The organism is Methylocystis sp. WRRC1, assembly GCF_020733155.1.
Classification (GTDB): domain Bacteria; phylum Pseudomonadota; class Alphaproteobacteria; order Rhizobiales; family Beijerinckiaceae; genus Methylocystis.
Genome location: NZ_JAJFZJ010000001.1, coordinates 3807350 through 3825474 on the forward strand (window position 1 = coordinate 3807350; position 18125 = coordinate 3825474).

At 64.1% G+C, this 18125-nt stretch carries 12 protein-coding genes; 6 read left to right on the forward strand and 6 right to left on the reverse strand.

Features of this window, described 5'->3' with window-relative positions; all coding sequences use genetic code 11:
• The first annotated feature begins 135 nt into the window (after positions 1-135).
• Positions 136-5607, forward strand: coding sequence for a GH36-type glycosyl hydrolase domain-containing protein (locus LG047_RS18610; RefSeq protein WP_227968155.1), 5472 nt, complete (start codon positions 136-138; stop codon positions 5605-5607).
• Between the two features lie 108 nt (positions 5608-5715).
• Positions 5716-6564, forward strand: coding sequence for a hypothetical protein (locus LG047_RS18615; RefSeq protein ID WP_227968156.1), 849 nt, complete (start codon positions 5716-5718; stop codon positions 6562-6564).
• Here the strand turns inward: LG047_RS18615 and LG047_RS18620 are convergent.
• Positions 6558-6911, reverse strand: a complete 354-nt coding sequence (locus LG047_RS18620; RefSeq protein ID WP_036280863.1) for a septal ring lytic transglycosylase RlpA family protein — start codon at positions 6909-6911, stop codon at positions 6558-6560. The genes LG047_RS18615 and LG047_RS18620 overlap by 7 nt on opposite strands.
• Positions 6912-7351: 440 nt before the next feature.
• Here LG047_RS18620 and LG047_RS18625 point away from each other — a divergent pair, with 440 nt between their 5' ends.
• A complete protein-coding gene (locus LG047_RS18625; RefSeq protein ID WP_227968157.1) occupies positions 7352-7927 on the forward strand; it encodes a hypothetical protein in 576 nt (191 codons plus the stop codon).
• A gap of 57 nt (positions 7928-7984) precedes the next feature.
• On the opposite strand, the gene LG047_RS18630 is transcribed toward LG047_RS18625, so the two are convergent.
• Positions 7985-8563: a hypothetical protein gene (locus LG047_RS18630; RefSeq protein WP_227968158.1), complete on the reverse strand. Its 579-nt coding sequence runs from the start codon at positions 8561-8563 to the stop codon at positions 7985-7987.
• 303 nt (positions 8564-8866) lie between these two features.
• On the opposite strand from LG047_RS18630, the gene LG047_RS18635 reads away from it, so the two are divergent.
• Entirely contained in the window at positions 8867-10027 is a 1161-nt protein-coding gene (locus LG047_RS18635; protein WP_227968159.1) for an AAA family ATPase, read from the forward strand.
• Positions 10028-10033: 6 nt separating this feature from the next.
• Here LG047_RS18635 and LG047_RS18640 read toward each other — a convergent pair whose 3' ends face one another.
• From LG047_RS18640 to LG047_RS18650, 3 genes are all read right to left on the reverse strand, one after another.
• Entirely contained in the window at positions 10034-10924 is an 891-nt protein-coding gene (locus LG047_RS18640) for a hypothetical protein (protein WP_227968160.1), read from the reverse strand.
• A gap of 88 nt (positions 10925-11012) precedes the next feature.
• Positions 11013-14642 (reverse strand): vitamin B12-dependent ribonucleotide reductase, encoded by a 3630-nt coding sequence (locus LG047_RS18645; RefSeq protein WP_227968161.1) that lies wholly within the window; start codon positions 14640-14642, stop codon positions 11013-11015.
• A 415-nt stretch (positions 14643-15057) separates the two neighbouring features.
• Entirely contained in the window at positions 15058-15627 is a 570-nt protein-coding gene (locus tag LG047_RS18650; protein WP_227968162.1) for a hypothetical protein, read from the reverse strand.
• Between the two features lie 125 nt (positions 15628-15752).
• On the opposite strand from LG047_RS18650, the gene LG047_RS18655 reads away from it, so the two are divergent.
• Positions 15753-16643, forward strand: a complete 891-nt coding sequence (locus LG047_RS18655) for a GNAT family N-acetyltransferase (protein WP_227968163.1) — start codon at positions 15753-15755, stop codon at positions 16641-16643.
• Here the strand turns inward: LG047_RS18655 and LG047_RS18660 are convergent.
• A complete protein-coding gene (locus tag LG047_RS18660) occupies positions 16601-17563 on the reverse strand; it encodes a 1-acyl-sn-glycerol-3-phosphate acyltransferase (protein ID WP_227968164.1) in 963 nt (320 codons plus the stop codon). The two genes, LG047_RS18655 and LG047_RS18660, sit on opposite strands and share 43 nt — an antisense overlap.
• On the opposite strand from LG047_RS18660, the gene LG047_RS18665 reads away from it, so the two are divergent.
• Positions 17562-18113: an SRPBCC family protein gene (locus tag LG047_RS18665; protein ID WP_227968165.1), complete on the forward strand. Its 552-nt coding sequence runs from the start codon at positions 17562-17564 to the stop codon at positions 18111-18113. The genes LG047_RS18660 and LG047_RS18665 overlap by 2 nt on opposite strands.
• The last annotated feature ends 12 nt before the right edge of the window (positions 18114-18125 follow it).

Here is an 18125-nt window from a genome sequence, read left to right on the forward strand (position 1 = left end):
GAAGGGCCGCAGCCGCCGGCGGGGGCGAGGGGTCGACATTTCCCCCGCCGTCCGGCAAGGGAATCCTTTATTCTGCGGGTGATTCCGGGGATTAACTATAAACAGCGCCGATGAGCGGACGCGTGGAGGGAACCCATGGCGACTATCCATGGCGAAACGGACACTGGCGGCGCGCTTTTCGAAAGAATCCTTTTTGGGCTCGGGCTCGCCGTCGTCGCTGCGCTAGAGGCTTCGGGCGGCTATGATCACGCCCTCGTCGCGGGCTTCTTCGCCGGCGCCGCGGTCTATCTGCTGCGGCCCTCCGGCGAGGCTGCGCGGCAGGCGATCGATTTCGTCGTCGATTTCCTGGTCATCGCGTCCTTCTCCGTGATGTGCGACCGGGCCGGCGTGTTGTGGCGGGCGCCGGACACGCTGGAGCAATTGTTCCGTTTCTCGCCGGTGGGCGCGGGCGTCGCGACGATCATATACATTTCTGGCGTCGTCACGCTTCGCGCGCGGTCGCGGATGGCGGTCCGCGCGGCGCTGTTCGCGCTCCCGCTGCTTTTCAGCCTGCTGATCGCGTTGGGCTCCCCGCCCGTGACGCAAATCGGCGGCATGTTTCTGCCGGGGATCGACGCGCCGGAAATACTGAAAAAGATCATCGGCCGCACCTTCGTCCTGTTTCTGCTCAACGAGGCGGTCGTCGTCGGCGTGCCGCTGGCGCTCGGGCGCTTCCTGCCGCGGCAGTGGCGCCCGCATGGCATCCTCTTCGCGGCGGCGTTTCTGGCGTCGCTCACGCCATTCGTCGCGACGGCGGTTTCCGCCTTCCTCACGCCTTATCTGCCGGCGCCCTTCGCGGCGTTCGCCGCGACCGTGATGGAGGCGTTGGCGCAGGGGGGGCTGTGGGGCGAAACCTATCTCGTGACGCAGGCGCTCGCCGGCCTGTTGCGCGCAACCCCGTCGCTTTCCGTCGTCGTCTACCACGACTGGAAGGTCGGCGCGGAGAAGGGCGCGGTCTACGGCTTCGTTTACATGGCGCTGCTGCTGGCGGTCGGGCTCGTCGTCTCGTTTCCGCCGGCCGTCTCGCTCATCAAATTGTCGGGTCCCCTCGGCGCGGCGCTGATCGGCGCGGCGACCTATCCGCTGGTCCGCACCATCGTCGAGAGCACGGATTCGACATTGCCCTTCGTCGGGCGACTGGAGGAGGCCTATCTCCGGCCGTCGAATTTCGCGCGCGGTCTGGTGGCGGGCGCGGGCGTCGGCGTAGCGCTCATGATCGATCTGCCGGCCATGAGCGGATGGGACCGGTTCCTGTTCGGCGTCGTTGTCGGCGCGCTGGCCTACGCCGGCGTCGACGCGGCCTTCGATCTGCGGGCGCTGACACAGCGTCGTCGCCAGCACTTCCGCAGCTGGCGCGTCTACTCGCTCGGCGCGATGCTCGGCGGCGTCGTCGCGGGCAGCGTCGCCTGGTATCTGGACACGGGCCAGATCCAGACGATCGTCGGCAAATTCTTCGCCTATGTTTCGATCGATTACGCCGCGGACGGGCGGCCGGTCTACGCCTACATCGTGCGCCCGCTGTTCTCGAAATGGGGCGCGACGGATCTTGGCCTCGTCGATGGCGGGGTGCGGCTGCTCTATGACGAGTCGCTTTCGGGCGTCATCCAGTGGGTGTTCGCGGCGCCGCTCTTCTCGATCAATTTCTTCTTCCTCAGCGCCCTCGTGCAGCGCAGCCTCTCGCCGTTGCGCCAGCTCGCGAGCTGGGAAGGGCTTGAGATGCTCGTCGATAACGCGGTGCGCGTGCTGCGCTGGGGCCTGTGGATGGCGCCGGTGATCTACTCGTTCCTCAAGGCGTCGCCGGAGCCGGCCTGGTACAATCAGGATGGGCTGATCCGCACCGGCGTTGCGACCTGGATGAGCTACATCCTTCCGGACAATGAATTCCGCGCGTGGAGCCTCGACATCTTCACCGCGCTGCTCGCCTATGACGTGCTGCGCGTGCTGATCTGGTTCGACCACATGGGCCTGCGCGTTGCGACGCTGGTGAACTTCTCCTTCGTCGGCGGCGATCTCCTCGATGAGCGGGCGGCGCGCTTCGTCGGCAAGGAACAGGTGAGCCGCGCCATTCCGGAGGGCATCCGCCGTTTCGGCACATGGGCGCCGCTGCTCCTGCCCTTCTACATTCCGCAGGGGAGCAACTGGGACAAGGCGTGGACGGGCGCCGAGCAGATGGCGCAGACGCGGCCGCCATCCTACACCTATCTCGTCGGCGGCTATCTCCTTTACGCGGGGCTAGTGGCGCTGGGCCTCGTGCTTTTCCTGCTCGGCCGTCTCGCCCAGGCGCAAAAGCTCCCGCTCGAAGGCGTTACCGGCGCGGGCGGCGTGCCCGGCTCGAAACCGCTGAAGCTCACCAATGGCCTGATGACCAGCGAATGGTTCCAGGACAGTCAGGGCGCCATCCGCATCGAGGGCGTCGCGCGCGGCGGCCCGCCGATCGATCTCACGCGCCGCCCCGACGATCACGCCCATCCGCGCGGACGTTTCCTTTTCCTTCGCGAGGAAAGCGGCGAGTTGTGGTCGATTGGCGAGGCGCCGACGCGCTGCGCCGCTCACCGCGCGACGCTGACGGACGCCGGCGAAAACTGCCTGTTCTTCATGGCCGAGCGGAATGGCTTCGCCGTCGAGGCGCGCGTTTCTCTCGCGCCCGACGAGGCGGTGGAGATCACGCATCTGCGCATCGTCAATCTCGAACAGCGCGGGCGCAGGTTGACGCTCGCGAGCCTGCGCGAATGGGTGCTGAACGAAACCAGCGTCGAAATGCGCGACGCGGCCTATAACGCCATCCACGTCGGAACATGGTACGTGCGTTCGCTCAATGCGATCTTCGCGCAAAACCGCCTGCTCAAGGGCGGCGCGCGGCGCCATGCGGACAGGCGTCTGTCGCCGGAAATCGGCTTCCACGCCATCGGCGCCGGGGCTGACACGAAAATAACGATCGTCGGCTACGAGGATGTGAAGTCGCGCTTCTACGGCATGGGACCGGTGAATTCGCCCGACAGCCTGAAAGGTCTCGGCGAGCCGCGCGATCCTGACGACGAAGGGCTGCTCTACGGTTTCGAACCCTGCGCGAGCCTGCGCGTCGACATCGACATCGGCCCGGCCGGCGAAGCGGAGCTCATCATCGTCGACGGCTGGGCGCGCGACATGGGGCGCGCCACCGCCTCCGTCGCGCGTCATCTCGGCGTGGCGCCGGTCGCGCCGGAGATTCTCGACAGGGCGCTGTCACGCCAGCGTTCGCTGATCATGCCGCCGGCGCCGAAAGAACATCGTTACAAATTCTCGCAGGACGGCCGCAGCGTCACGCTCGCGCCCGGCACGCCTCGGCCCTTCGCGCATGTCATCGCGAATGCGCTGGGGCAGGGGGCGGTGCTCACCAACGACGGCGACATCTTCTCCTTCAACGCCAATTCGCGGCTGAACAGCTTCACGCCGTTCCGCATGGGCGAGGGACGCATGGCCCCGGCCGGGCAGATGATCTACGTCTATGATCTGGCCCGCACCGACGCCCATGCGCCGACTTTCGTGCCGCTGCGCCGGAGCGACGCGGAACATGAAGTGACCTTCTCGCCAGGCGCCGCCGTCTATCGCGCCGAGCGCGATCGCCTCGAACTCGAGATGACGGTCTTCGTCAGCCCGACGCGGCCGATCGAGTTCAAGATTCTCAAGATTCGCAACAAATGCGATCACGAACGTCTGCTTCAGATCGTGCCGGCCATGGAGATCGTGCTCGCCGAAACGCCGAACGAAAGCCTCGGCGCGGTGCAATCGGTCATCGACGATGATCTGCACTCGATCTACTTCCTCAACCCGCGCAATAATTTCGTGAAGGGCTGGGCTTTCGTGACGACGTCTATCCCGGCGGAATTCGCCGAGACGTCGCGCCGCCGCTTCCTCGGCCACGAAAGCCGCGATCCGTGCCTGCCTTACATGGTCGAGCACGGCCACCCCGACGCCGGCGCGCCGGAGCATGAGCGCAAGGTCGCCGCCTTCTGCGGATCGATCGACGTGCTTCCCGACGGAGAGGCGATCGTCGTCGTGGCGCTCGGCCAGACGACGACGATGGAGGAGGCGCAGAAGCTCGCGGCCTTCGCGCGCGATCCGGCCAATGCGCGCATGGAGTTCGAGGCGAGCGCGCGCGCATGGGACGAGCAGCTCTCGGTGCTGCGCATCAAGACCAACCGTCCGGACGTCGACCGCCTCGTCAACGAATGGCTTCCCTATCAATTGCTCGCCGCGCGCCTTTGGGGCCGCACGGGTCCGTCCCAGCGCTCCGGGGCCATTGGCTATCGCGACCAGTTGCAGGACGTTTTGCCGCTCGTGCATCTCGCCCCCGAGCGCGCCCGCGCGCAAATATTGTTGCACGCGCGGCACCAGTATCTCGAAGGCGACGCCTGCAAGTGGTGGCATCGGGCGCCGAACGGCGGCACGGGCCTCGCCGACCGCACCCATTCGTCGGACCCGCACCTGTGGCTGCCCTATGTCACGATCCGCTACGTCAACGGTTCGGGCGACGCGGGAATACTCGACGCCGTCGAGCCATTCCTCGAAGCCAATCCGGTGCCGAAGGGGCAGGAGGGCGAGGCCACCGTGCCGCTGACCTCACGCGACAAGGACACGCTGCTCGGCCATTGCGCCCGCGCCATCGACTACACGCTCGACCGCTTCGGCGCGCATGGCCTGCCGCTGGTCGGTTCGGGCGACTGGGACGACGGCATGCATCTTGTCGGCGTGGAAGGGCGCGGCGAAAGCGTGTGGCTCGGTTTCTTCCTGCACGGCATCCTCATCGACATCGCGCCCTTCTTCGAGGCGAAGGGCGATGTCGACCGCGCCTCGCGTTATCGCGATGAGGCCGCGAAGCTGCGCCTCGCCCTCGACGCCTGCTGGCGCGGCGACCGCTATGTGCGCGACTTCGCGGACGACGGTAGCGAGATCGCGCCGATGAGCGCCATGACCGCGCATTGGCCGGTCCTCTCCCGGGCCGTCGACGCCGGGCGCGGGCGCGAGGCGATCGAAAAAGCGTTGGCTGCCCTCGGTCGACCCAATCGCGTGTTGCTCGTCACGCCGCCCTATAACGAGCATTCAAGGCCATACCCCGGGCGCAGCGCCGAATATCCGCCGGGCGTTCGCGAGAACGGCGGGCAATATTCCCATGGCGTGTCCTGGTTCGTGGACGCGCTGGCGAGGCTCGGGGCGCAGGCGCAGGCCGAAGGCGATCCGAAGGCGGCGGAAGAGCTGTTCCGTCAGGCGTTCGAGACCTGGATCGCGATTTCGCCCATCTCGAAGCTCGCGAGCCCCGCCGAGGCGGACGTTTATGGCATGCCGCCGCATCAGCAGCCGGCCGACGTCTATGAGGGGCCGGGCTACGAAGGCCGCGGCGGCTGGAGCTGGTACACCGGCGCGGCGGCGCGCATGATCTCCGCCGCCTACGCCATGCTCGGGCTGGAATTCGAGAACGGCGAATTGCGTCCGCGCCCGGACGCTTTCGAGCCGAAAGGCGACCTTGAGCTCGAGAGCGTGACCTATCGCGGCAAGACGTATTCGAAGGATGGGAACAGGAAGGAAACATAGAAAGAACATTTTAAATGCTCGTCTACAAACATTGCCAAAGCGTTAACTTGGCAATAGACTCGGCGTCTTACACTGCCTGTGTTATCAAGCGTGTAGCGGCGTCGCGTCATGCGTGCATTTTTTGTTCTTTGTTCTCTTGCCTGCGCCGTCTTCGCCGCCGCTCCGGCCCGGGCCGGGGCGTGGCTTTATCCCGTAGGCAATGGCCAGGTCATTGTCACGACGACTTTCGCCGACGCGCGTAAGGCCTATGACGCCCGGGGACGGCTGATCGCGACGCCCTCCTATCGCAAGTTCGAGGCGCGCGTTTATGTCGAACACGGAATAACCGACTGGCTGAACTTCGTCGGCGAGGGCGGCTACATGGATTTCAGCGGCGCCGCGTCGCCGACGAACCATCTCAACCAGCTGATCGCCGAGGCCAAGGCCCGCTTGCCGCTGACGCTGAAGCCGCCGCCCGGCCCGCAATACGAGGGGCTGGGGCTGGGCTCGGCCGGCGCGCGACTGCGCCTCTTCACCTATGGCGACTATGTCTTCGCGCTGGAGGCCAGCCTGCGCGCGGCTTCGCCGGAAGCGCGGCGGTTCCTCGACATGCGCGATCCGGTGCAGATCGACGCCCGGTTCCTGATCGGGCGGCCGATCACCGTCTTTGGCCTCAAAGGCTTCATCGACACTCAGATCGGCTATCGCTCGCGCGGGCAGAACGGCGACGAGTTGCGCGCCGACTTCACCGCCGGTCTGCGCCCGTGGGATAAACTGCTCGTGATGGCTCAGAGCTTCTCGGCATTCGCGCCGCGCGGCGGCGTCGCCACATTCGTCGCCGCGCAGAAGCTCCAGCTCAGCGCGGTCTATGACATGACGCCGTCATTGTCCGTGCAGCTCGGCGGCGTTACGGCGCTCAGCGGGGCAAACTCCCCCGCCGAGCGCGGCGTCATCAGCGCCCTGTGGTGGCGTTATTGACCGGAGACGGGCTCTACCCTGACCATCGCTACGCCGGCCGAGCGGAAGCCCAGGCTGTCCGCCGCATGGGCGGAGACGTCGATCACGCGGCCGCCGGTGAAGGGCCCGCGATCATTGACAGTGACGATGACCGAACGATTGTTCCGCAGATTGGTCACGCGCACATGAGAGCCGAATGGCAGTGTGCGATGGGCCGCCGTGAAGGCGCCGACATGGCCGCCGCTCGCGGTTCGTCCGCCAAGATTATAGTAGGACGCCTTGCCAACCCAGGCGGCGTCGGCGCTGACAGTGAGCGCCAGCAGCGCGACAGATCCAATCACCAGTTTCTTCAACAGCACATTCTCCATGCAGGATGGCGGCTCCGCGCCGACTGTATGCGTCGGTCCCCGACGCGCGCCCTTGAAGTAGCCGGACGCCCGGGCGAAATAAAGGCGGTCACAAAACCGTATTATTTGCGATAATTTGTCGGCAAAGGCGGATTTTTCTGAAAACTATAGTTTTATGATTTCTCAATTATAACGCCAGCTTGTATGACAACGCGAGGTGGATGTTCGCCACTTGATAACTGTTTTGCGGCCATGTGGCAAAAATACTACAACTGCTGAAATTCTGATCCCCTTTGCCGCTCTCGACACTGACTCAGCAAGAACCGGCCAGCGATGAGCGGCCGCATGGCCCGGGTTGATTTGGTCCGGCAGTAGCTCAAGTAAAACGATTGGCGATGCGGCGGCAGGGAAGCGCCCGCATTTGTTCCGCGGGCCGTCGCCCTCGTTGGGAGGACGCGATCATGGTCAGGAAAAATATCACGGTGGGCGTCGCGGCCGCGGCCCTCGGGGCCGCGCTCTTGGCGCAGACCGGCGCAGCAGAGGCGCAACATCGCGGCTTTGGGGGCGGCGGCTTCGGTGGTTTTCACGGGAGACCGGCCGGCGTCGGCTTCGGCGGGGGCGGCTTTCATGGCGGCTGGGGCGGCGGTATGCGTCCCGGCTGGGGCGGCGGTATGCGTTCCGGCTGGGGCGGCGGCGTCCGTCCTGGTTGGGGCGGCGGGATTCGTCCCGGCTGGGGCGGCGGCTGGGGCGGCGGCCATCATTGGGGCGGCGGCTGGGGCGGCGTTCGACCGGTCGGCTGGGGATGGCGGCACAGGCCCTATTGGGGCGGCTGGGGATACCGCCGCCATTGGGGCGGCGCCTGGCCGTGGTACGCCGGCGCGGGCCTGATCGGGGCCGGCTGGGGCTACAGCTATCCCACTTATGGCGGCTGTTATCGCCTTCGCACCGTCTGGACCGGCTATGGCTGGGCGCAGCAGTGGGTAAACGTCTGCGGCGGCTGGGGATATGGCGGCTGGGGCGGCGGCTGGGGCTGGTAGGCGCTCAGGCGGACGGGATTCATGGGCTCTCCCGGAAACGGGAGAGCCCAATGTTTTTCAGGCGGCGGCGGCCGAATGAGCATGCACGTCACGACCGCCGTTACGTTCCATGATGCCGATGGCGGCGCGTTCCTTGTCCTTGTCCCATGCGCGCGCCCACAACAGCAGGCCGCCGTGCTGCATCTGCTCCTCGAGCCACTGGGCTTCGCGATATCCGACCCATTTGGCTATCGCCGCGCCGATGAGACCCGTTCCGCCTCCGGCTATCGCCGCGCCTGCGACCGCCGCCGGCAGGGCGCCGCCCGCCGCAAGCACGGCTCCGGCCCCCAGGATCGCTCCGATGTAGAACAGACCGCCGATAACGCCGGCCTTGGCCTCGTTCCTGGCCTCCGGATCGATATATTCGCTGCGTGGCGCGACGACGCTGTCTTGGAGCTCCTTTGCCGGAATGTGATCGGCGCCGAGCTTCTCGCGCACCGTCTGCTCGTCCGCCAAAAGGCTGATGGTCGAATAATCGAAGCCATTGGTCATAAGATCGTCGATCGCCGATATGAGCGCGTCCGAGGTGTCGAATACGCCTACGACCTCGCGCACCTCCCTACGTTCCTCAGGGGTTGAAACCTGTTTTTCTTCCATGGGCGTACCTCCGCGAGCGCATTGCGCCGGGGGCGATCCGAGCTGTCGCGCTCTACGTTTGTTAAAGGGAGCGGATGCGCTGGTGTTTCAAGATGGCGGAATCGGAAAAATCCAAGCAGGAGCTGGACTTCGGCGCGTCGCCGACGGCGCATTGCCGAACGTCACATTCATAGAAGCTCTTTCTGCGCGCGCGCACCTTGCGTGGACGGCTTGGCGTTCTCATCTGGTGAGGCTGCGAAGCCGGGGCGCGGTCGGCGAGGCGGCGAATATGCGCGCCTCGAAACGCATGTACGAAGGGCGCTCATGAACTATCTCGACACCGCATTTTCCGCGCTGACGTCCAACCAGCTTCTCGTCGGCGGCGTCGGGACGCTGGCCTTCGGCTCGCTGATGTATGTTCTGCGAACCGTGCCCGAGACCATGCTGGATCTCGTAGAGAGGACAGTATGGACGAAGGTCTTCGTCGAGAGCCTCTCCAACGAATATCCGGACGTCGACGCCTTCATCGAGGGCCGGCGGCTCGATTTCTTCAGCCGCTCACTCGAGATCAAGGATGGCGGGCTGAAGACCGGCTTCGGCGGCGGCTGGGGCGTTTATGGCGGAACGCTCTTCAAATATTCCAAGACCAAGTCCGCACAGCAATTCACGCCTTTCGAGACGATCACGATCTCCTTTCTGACCCGCGACCGCTGCGTGGTCGAGCGCTTCATGCGCGACTGCAAGCCCGAGGAGCACCGGAACTCGATCCAGATTTCCATGTTTTCCGCCGGCGGCGGCGAGGGCGGTCTGCGCCGTCGCAAGCGCGGTCTCGACACGGTATTCGTCGATCAGTCGATCAAGGATCGGCTCGTCTCGCGGTTCTCATGGTTTCAGGGCGCCGAGGAATGGCACGCGTCGCGCGGCATTCCGTGGAAGCTCGGCGTCGTGCTTCATGGTCCGCCCGGCACCGGAAAGACGAGCCTCATCCACGCGCTCGCCTCCGACTTCGGCTTCGACATCAAATATATCAAGTCGCTGCACGGGCTCGGCGCGGCGTTCAAGTCGGGAACGTCGAACGATCTCTTCGTCATCGAGGATATCGACACGATCGCGAACAGTCTCGATCGCGGAACGAAGGCGAAAGACGAAGACCCCGCCATGCGCGCGTCGCCGCTGCATGAAATCCTGAATTCGATGGACGGCATGCAGACGCCGGACGGTCTGAAATTCATCGTCACGACGAACCATCTCGACCGGCTCGATCCCGCGATCGTGCGGCCGGGCCGCATCGACGAGGTGATCGAGGTCGGGCCGCTGCCGATCGAGAGCGCGCGGGCGATGTTCCGTGCGTTTTATGGGCGCGAGGGGATTGGCGCGTATTCGCCGCGCACGGGCGCCGAGTTGCAGCAGATGTTCTCGACGATGAGTGCCGAGGAAGCGGAGGCCGAGTTGGGGCGCAAGGAGCGCGTGCGCGAGGTGGCGTGAGAAGCGCTATCGCGATGGTGGAGCCTCTCCTTCGAACCACGCATCCAATATAAGATAGCTTTTAGGAAAGCCAGATTTGTTCTTTTTGACCAGATACTTTATGTAAACTTGGCTCTTTTCTTTTGATTTAGCGTATAGTTGCAGGCTTCTGGCGAGGTTTGGCATGGCTCTCACCGTGCAATCTCGCGCTACAAAAATAGATATGAGTTTATGGTGCTCGTAATCGAATACTCTTCCGTTTCTAGTATTAACATTGAGCATTCCGGTGCTGACTATTTTTACTTCTGGGAGTAAGTCGAATTTATCCTCTTCAAGAAATTCTTTGCTTTCTTGGTTGTAGATAGTTACAACATTGCCGTTTCCATTTATGGTAATTTGTTGTGCCCCGCTGTTTATGACGCTGTGGCTGCGCTTAAGCGATGGCGTGATTGCCTCTTGCAGCGCGCTGACATCGCCAGAACGCTTGCTTTCAAGCTCCGCAACCATTGGCGATTTATCGGCCGCTTGCCCGGTTGCGCTGCTGAAAGTGTATTTCATTAAGTCATATGCAATGTTGCCCGCTACGCCCTGCACGATCCCGACTCCAATCACGGGTGCAAGCCATTTCAACGTTGCGGTGGTGTCGATAGTGACGCCGAAAATTGTGCGAAAGCTGCCCGCTTCAAAAGCAAGTAGATTAACGCTGAAGGCGTCGGAAAATGGAAAGCGCTGGCGAACCTCCCCAGTTGCGGCAAAGTGTGAGATGAGAGTCAGGGAGCGTCCAATGCCCTCCAAAGACTGGGTGCCCTCAAGTCCCGGTAATTTATGGGCATCGGCCAGATCGCCTTCAAACAAGATCTCGAACTGCATCTTAGTTTGATCCTTGAACCCAAAAAGAATTTCCACGTTACGCGGCATCTCCTCCGCGTAACTCTAGTCGTTCTAACGTGCATTCAGGTTTAGGCGGGTCGCGTCGTCATCGTCGGCGGCCGGCGGCGAAGCGCAATCAACTGCACCCCGTCGTGCTGCCACACGTCTCGCACTTCAGACACGTCCCGTTGCGCACCAGCGTGAAGTTCGCGCACTCAGGACACGCCTCTCCGACATATCCCTTCATCCGCGCTTCGGCGCGCTTCTCCGCGACGCCCTGCACGGTCTTGGTGGGTTCGGTCCAGCCGAGCTGCGTGAGGTCGGCGTCCTCCACCACATCCGGCGTCTCGCGCAGCGCGACGGCGCCGCCATGCACCACCATCAGCTTGTCGGTCTTGGAGCGCAGCAGGCCGCGCGAGACGATGCTGTTGGCTTCCGGCGCCTTGCCCTCATGCTCGCCCTTGCCGAGGACGTCATGGCCGATGTCGTCGGGCGAGACATGCGCGAGGTCGGTGCGGCCGAGATAGGACACGGCGAGTTCGCGGAACACATAGTCGAGGATCGACGTCGCGTTCTTGATCGCGTCATTGCCCTGCACCGGACCGGCGGGTTCAAAGCGCGTGAATGTGAAGGCGTCCACATATTCCTCGAGCGGCACGCCATATTGCAGGCCGAGCGAAATCGCGATGGCGAAATTGTTCATCAGGCTGCGGAAGGCGGCGCCTTCCTTGTGCATGTCGATGAAGATTTCGCCGAGGCGCCCGTCCGCATATTCGCCCGTGCGCAGATAGACCTTGTGGCCGCCGACGGCCGCCTTCTGCGTATAGCCCTTGCGGCGATCCGGCAGTTTCTCGCGCTCGCGGATGACCTGATGCACCACGCGCTCGACGATGCGCTCCGCGACCATGGCCGCGCGCGCGGGCATCGTCGCCGACACGATTTCGTCGATCACATCCGCCGCGTCGATGTCGTCGTCGCCCGAAATGAGCTGCGCCGACAGCGGCTGCGAGAGCTTGGAGCCGTCGCGATAGAGCGCATTGGCCTTGAGGCCGAGGCGCCAGGACAGCAGATAGGCCTGCTCGCAATCCTCGATGCTCGCGTCATTCGGCATGTTGATGGTCTTGGAGATCGCGCCCGTGATGAAGGGCTGCGCCGCCGCCATCATGCGAATGTGCGACTCGACCGAGAGATAGCGCTTGCCCGTGCGGCCGCAGGGGTTGGCGCAATCGAACACGGAATAATGCTCGCGCTTGAGATGCGGCGCGCCCTCCAGCGTCATCGCGCCGCAGACATGGGTGTTCGCCGCCTCGATCTCGGACTTGGCGAAGCCCAGATGCGTGAGAAGGTCGAAGTTCCGGTCCTCGAGCGAATGCGCCGGAACCTTCAGCGTTCCGGTCAGGAAGTCCGGCCCGAGCGTCCATTTGTTGAAGACGAATTTGATGTCGAAGGCGGAAGGCAGGGCGGCCTCCACCGCCGCGAGCTTCTCGTCCGTGAAGCCGCGCGCGCGCAGGCTCGCGGTGTTGATCGCCGGCGCGTTGGCGAGCGAGGCGTGGCCGACGGCGTAGGCCTCGATCTCCGCAATCTCGCTCTCGCGATAGCCCAGCGCGCGCAGACCCTCCGGCACGGCGCGGTTGACGATCTTGAGATAGCCGCCGCCCGCGAGCTTCTTGAATTTCACCAGCGCGAAATCGGGCTCGATGCCGGTGGTGTCGCAATCCATCACCAGGCCGATGGTGCCGGTCGGCGCCACGACAGTGACCTGCGCGTTGCGATAGCCGTAGAGTTCGCCCTGCGAAAGCGCCTTGTCCCAGGCGGCCGCCGCACGCTCCGCCAGCAAGGGATCGGGGCAGGAGGCGATGTCGAGCGGCACGGGATTCACCGCGAGGTTTTCATATCCGTCATGCTCGCCATGCGCGGCGCGGCGATGGTTGCGGATGACGCGCAGCATCGACTCGCGGTTCTCCATGAAGCGCGCGAAGGGTCCGCGCTCCTTCGCCATCTCCGCGGAGGTCGCGTAGCAGACGCCGGTCATGATGGCCGAGAGCGCGCCGGTGATCGCGCGGCCCGCGGCGCTGTCGTAAGCGACGCCGGACGACATCAGCAGGCCGCCGACATTGGCGTAGCCGAGACCCAGCGTGCGGTAGTCATAGGAGAGCTGCGCGATTTCCTTCGACGGGAACTGCGCCATCAGCACCGAGATTTCGAGCACGATGGTCCACAGGCGCACGGCGTGCTCGTAGGAGTCGACGTCGATGCGCTTCGTCTCGTCGTCGCGGAACTGCAGAAGGTTCAGCGAGGCGAGGTTACAGGCCGTGTCATCGAGGAACATATATTCCGAGCACGGATTGGACGCGCGGATCGGGCCGCCGGCGGGGCAGGTGTGCCAGTCGTTGATGGTCGTGTGGAACTGGATGCCCGGATCGGCGGAGGCCCATGCGGCGTAGCCGATCTTTTCCCACAGGTCGCGGGCTTTCAGCGTCTTCGAGACCTTGCCGTCGAGACGCTTGATGAGATTCCAGTCGCCGTCATTTTCCACGGCATGGAGGAACTCGTCCGTCACGCGCACGGAGTTGTTGGAGTTCTGGCCGGAGACGGTGAGATAGGCCTCGCTGTCCCAGTCGGTGTCATAGGTCTCGAAGGAAATGTCCTTGTAACCCTGACGCGCGAACTGGATCACGCGCTTGATGAAATTGTCCGGCACCTCGTTGCGGCGCGCGAGCTTGATCTCGCGCTTCAGCGCCGGGTTCTTTTCCGGGTTGAAGCAGTCGTCGCCGGGGCCGTCGCAATTCACGCAGGCGCGCAGGATCGCCTTCAGGTGCTTCTTGACGATCTTGGAGCCGGCGACAAGCGAAGCGACTTTTTCTTCCTCCTTCACCTTCCAGTCCACGAAGGCTTCGATGTCGGGATGGTCGACATCGACGACGACCATCTTCGCCGCGCGGCGCGTGGTGCCGCCGGACTTGATCGCGCCCGCCGCGCGGTCGCCGATCTTGAGGAAGGACATCAGGCCGGAGGACGAGCCGCCGCCCGAAAGCTTCTCCTTCTCGCCGCGCAGCCTGGAGAAATTGGTGCCAGTGCCGGAGCCATATTTGAACAGGCGCGCCTCGCGCACCCACAGATCCATGATCCCGCCTTCGTTGACGAGATCGTCCTCGATCGACTGGATGAAGCAGGCGTGCGGCTGCGGATGCTCATAGGCCGATTTCGACTTCACCATCTTGCCATTGGCGTAGTCGACATAGAAATGGCCCTGGCTCGGCCCGTCGACGCCATAGGCCCAGTGCAGGCCGGTGTTGAACCATTGCGGCGAATTGGGCGCGGCCATCTGCGTGGCGAGCATGTAGCGCAATTCGTCGCTGAAGGCCTGGGCGTCCTCCTCGCTGTCGAAATAGCCGCCTTTCCAGCCCCAATAGGTCCAGGCGCCGGCGAGACGGTCGAAAACCTGACGCGCGGAGGTTTCCGACGTGTGGCGCTGATCCTTCGGCAGCGCCGCGAGCGCCTCCGTGTCGGCGATCGAGCGCCACAGGAAGGAGGGGATGCTGTTCTCCTCGACGCGCTTCAGGAGCGTCGGCACGCCGGCCTTGCGAAAATATTTCTGCGCCAGCACATCTGCGGCGACCTGGCTCCACTGCGTCGGCACTTCGATATTGTCGAGCGAGAACACCACGGAGCCGTCGGGATTGCGGATCTCGCTCTTTGTCGTGCGGAACTCGATGTTCGCATAGGGAGACTCGCCAGCCTTGGTGTATCGCCGCTCGATTTTCATGTGCCCAGATCCCTTCAATGCGCAAGCTACCGCTCGCGCGCAGCCGTCCGCCGGCCAGCGACGCAAATGTTCGCCAAACCAAAACTCGAGAGACGCGCGCCCGGCGCCCCCGGATAGAGTCGGGGCGAGAGCGAGCACGCCAGAAACGAGGAATAACGCCCGCGCAGAATGTCGCTCGCGCCCGGCTCGCGCCAGGAACAGCCAGACATTGGGAGGAACGTCCGCCGCTGCGTCATCGCGTGGTGTCCTCACAGTGCGCGAGTCTGCCGACCGCGTCAAGATATTGTGTCGGGAATTAACAGGCAGACAATATGTGGAGAAAATAGTGGATATTGGGGAAAATTCTACCTAATCCGCCAAAACAGGCTCGACGAAAGCCGGAGATTCGGCAAGGCAAAGATTTCAGCGCGGGATGCTACCTGCAGGCCCCCTCTGGGGCCGGCCTCAACAGAAACGCGTGATTTTCCGCGTTATTGGGGCTGAGATAGAGGAAGCTCCCGCCCTCCGGCGGCCCGAGAAGCTCCAACCGCTCCCTCACGGTGACGAGGAGGCCGTCGCCTTTGGGCGCGATCTCGAAGGAGCCGGCGTCGTCCATGGAGAGGCGGCAGTCCCTCACGCCGTCCTCTTTCGTCTTGCAGAGCGTGGTCTCCTCCGCCGAGAGGGAGGCGTTGCAGGTCAGCGCCTCGCTCTCCATCGAGCAGGCGCCGAGCGTGCCGAAGCTGCGTTTGTTCCCGATAACCCATATCTGGAGGTTGGCGTCGGCGACGATCGGGCGTTCGTCGCCCGGCGTCTTGGGAACCGATGTCGGCCCGATCATAAGCTTCACATGTCTCACGATCTGGCCGCGATGCGCCTGAAGATGCGCTGCGTCGTAGATGCGCTCGTAGCAGCCGGCGAAGGGGGCGGGGTCTCCCGCGCGGACGGCGGTCGCAGACAAGGCGCCGCAGATCGCAATCGAGACCTTCAAACCCCGCACCCAAACCATTCGACTCTCTCCATGATGTCAAGCTTACGCTGTCGCGCGACGGGTGTCATCCAAAGGCCGGCGTCACAAAAGCGTTGCCGACTCGTGATTTTTCATTCTTGCGCTTCGCAGGAGAAAAAACGCGGATGTGGACGATCAACGCCGGATTCGGCCGCACGATCATCGCTTCGACGCAACCAACACAGCCTCACGCTAAAAAAGTAAAGCTCGACGAGACGCTTGGAAGGCTCGGGACGCTCGAGGCGCGCCTCGCGCGCGGCAAGAAGGAAATCCGAAGGGCCCAGCGACTGCGATACGACGTCTTCTACAAGGAGGGCGGCGCCATTCCCGACGCGCGCACGGCTTTCACGCGCCGCGACGCGGACCGCTTCGACAAATATTGTGATCATCTGATCGTCATCGATCACGCCGCGAAGAATCGTCGCGGCAAGGTCAAGCCGAGGATCGTCGGCGCCTATCGCCTTCTGCGCGACGAGATGGCGGCGAAGGCCGGCGGCTTCTATTCGGCGGACGAATACGACATCGAGCCGCTGCTCGCGCGTCACGCCGGCAAGCGCATATTGGAGCTTGGCCGCTCCTGCGTTCTCGCGGAATATCGCAGCAAGCGCACCATCGAGCTTTTGTGGCGCGGACTCCTCGCCTATGTGCGGGCGCATGACATCGACGTCATGATCGGCTGCGCGAGTTTCCCCGGCGTCAGCCCGCTCGCCCATGCGCAGGCGTTGAGCTATCTCGCGCATTACGCCAGCGCGGACGGGGTCTGGAGCGTGAAGGCGCGCAATGATCTCTACAAATCGATGGCGATGCTTCCGAAGGACGCGCTCGACGTGAAGAGCGCGCGCGAGGCGCTGTCGCCGCTGATAAAGGGTTACATGCGGCTGGGCGCGCGCTTCGGCGACGGCGCGGTGGTGGACATCAAGTTCAACACCACGGACGTCTTCGTCGTCATGCCCGTCGCCGAGATCGACGCGCGCTACATCGAATATTTCAGCGGAACCGAACGCCGCGCGGCCTGATCGCCGCGCGCAGCCGAGAGCATGTTTCGCACCCGCGTCTCGGTTTCGATTGCGAGCGCCTTGCGGTCCTTGCCGCGCAGATCGACGGGCTCGCCAAAGGTGATGTGACAGCGCGCGCCGCCGCGTTTCATCAAATCCCACAGATGCGGCAGGAACGTCATCTCGCCATACCAGCCAACGTCGATCGGGCCTTCGCTGTCAGCATAGAGAATCGCGACGGGCGCGATTGCAGCCTCGCCGTCGTATTTTTCCAGAGCGTCGAAATGCGCCGGATTGAAGCGCAGAACATTCGCGCCGTCGCTCGACGTGCCCTCGGGAAAGATGACGAGATCGCGGCCTTTGCGCAGAACGTCGCCGAGCGCCGCATTGACGCGCGGAATTTCGCCGCGGGCGCCGCGATTGACGAAGACAGTGCCCTGAAGCTTCGCAAGAAAGCCGAGCGCCGGCCATTTCGCCACTTCGCTCTTTGCGAGAAAGACAAAGGGATGAAGGCTCGCGAGCGCGATGATGTCGGTCCACGACACATGGTTCGCCACGACGAAGCGCGGCGCCAGGGCGGGCAGGGCGCCCGTGGCCGCAACCCTTATGCCGATGATGGCGCAGATCGCCCGGCAGAAGCCCGTCTGGATCCGATGCTGCAAGGCCCAGCCGCGTCGCCGCGCCAACGCCTGCACCGGAACGACGAAAACAAAGGCAGCCGACATGGCGAGGGCGAAAGCAAGCGCGCGCAGATAGGGCATGGCGCGCAGATGGCGCGCCTGTAAGACGGGCGTGTGACGGAAAGAGACGCATCGTCTTGCGAGGGGCGGGGCCGCGCCGCCGCTTCCGCCCTCCACGGCCTTGACGCCGCCCCTTCCAGTCCCTTTATGTGCGCAATCCGCCGCGACCGGCGGCAGATCAGGTTCAGGAGAATTTCCCATGTCCTTTGTGATTGCGCGCCGCGCTGTCGTCGTTGCGGCCCTGTCGCTCGTTTCCGCCGCGGTCGTGTCGGCCCCGGCTTTCGCGCATGGCCCCTCGCGCCAGAAGGTCGTCGAGAAGATCGAGATCGACGCGCCGGCCGACAAGGTCTGGGGAATCGTCGGCAATTTCCAGGATCTGAACTGGCACCCCTCCGTCGCCTCGACGGAAGGAACGGGCGGCAGCGACGTTGGCGCGAAGCGCAAGATCACGCTCAAGAACGGCGGCGTGATCGAGGAGTCGGCGACGAAGGTCGACGCGGCCGGCAAGTCGCTCAGCTACAAGATCGACAATGTGGACGTTAAGGTCGTCCCGGTGAACAACTACTCCTCGACGATTTCGGTCAAGGAAGAGGGCGGCAAGAGCGTCGTCGAGTGGAAGGGCGCCTTCTACCGCGGCTTCATGAACAACGATCCGCCGCCGGAGCTCTCCGACGAAGCGGCCGTGAAGGCGGTGTCGGATTTCTACAAGACCGGCCTCGCAGCGCTCAAGGCCAAGGCGGAGGGCAAGTAACGCCGGGGCGAG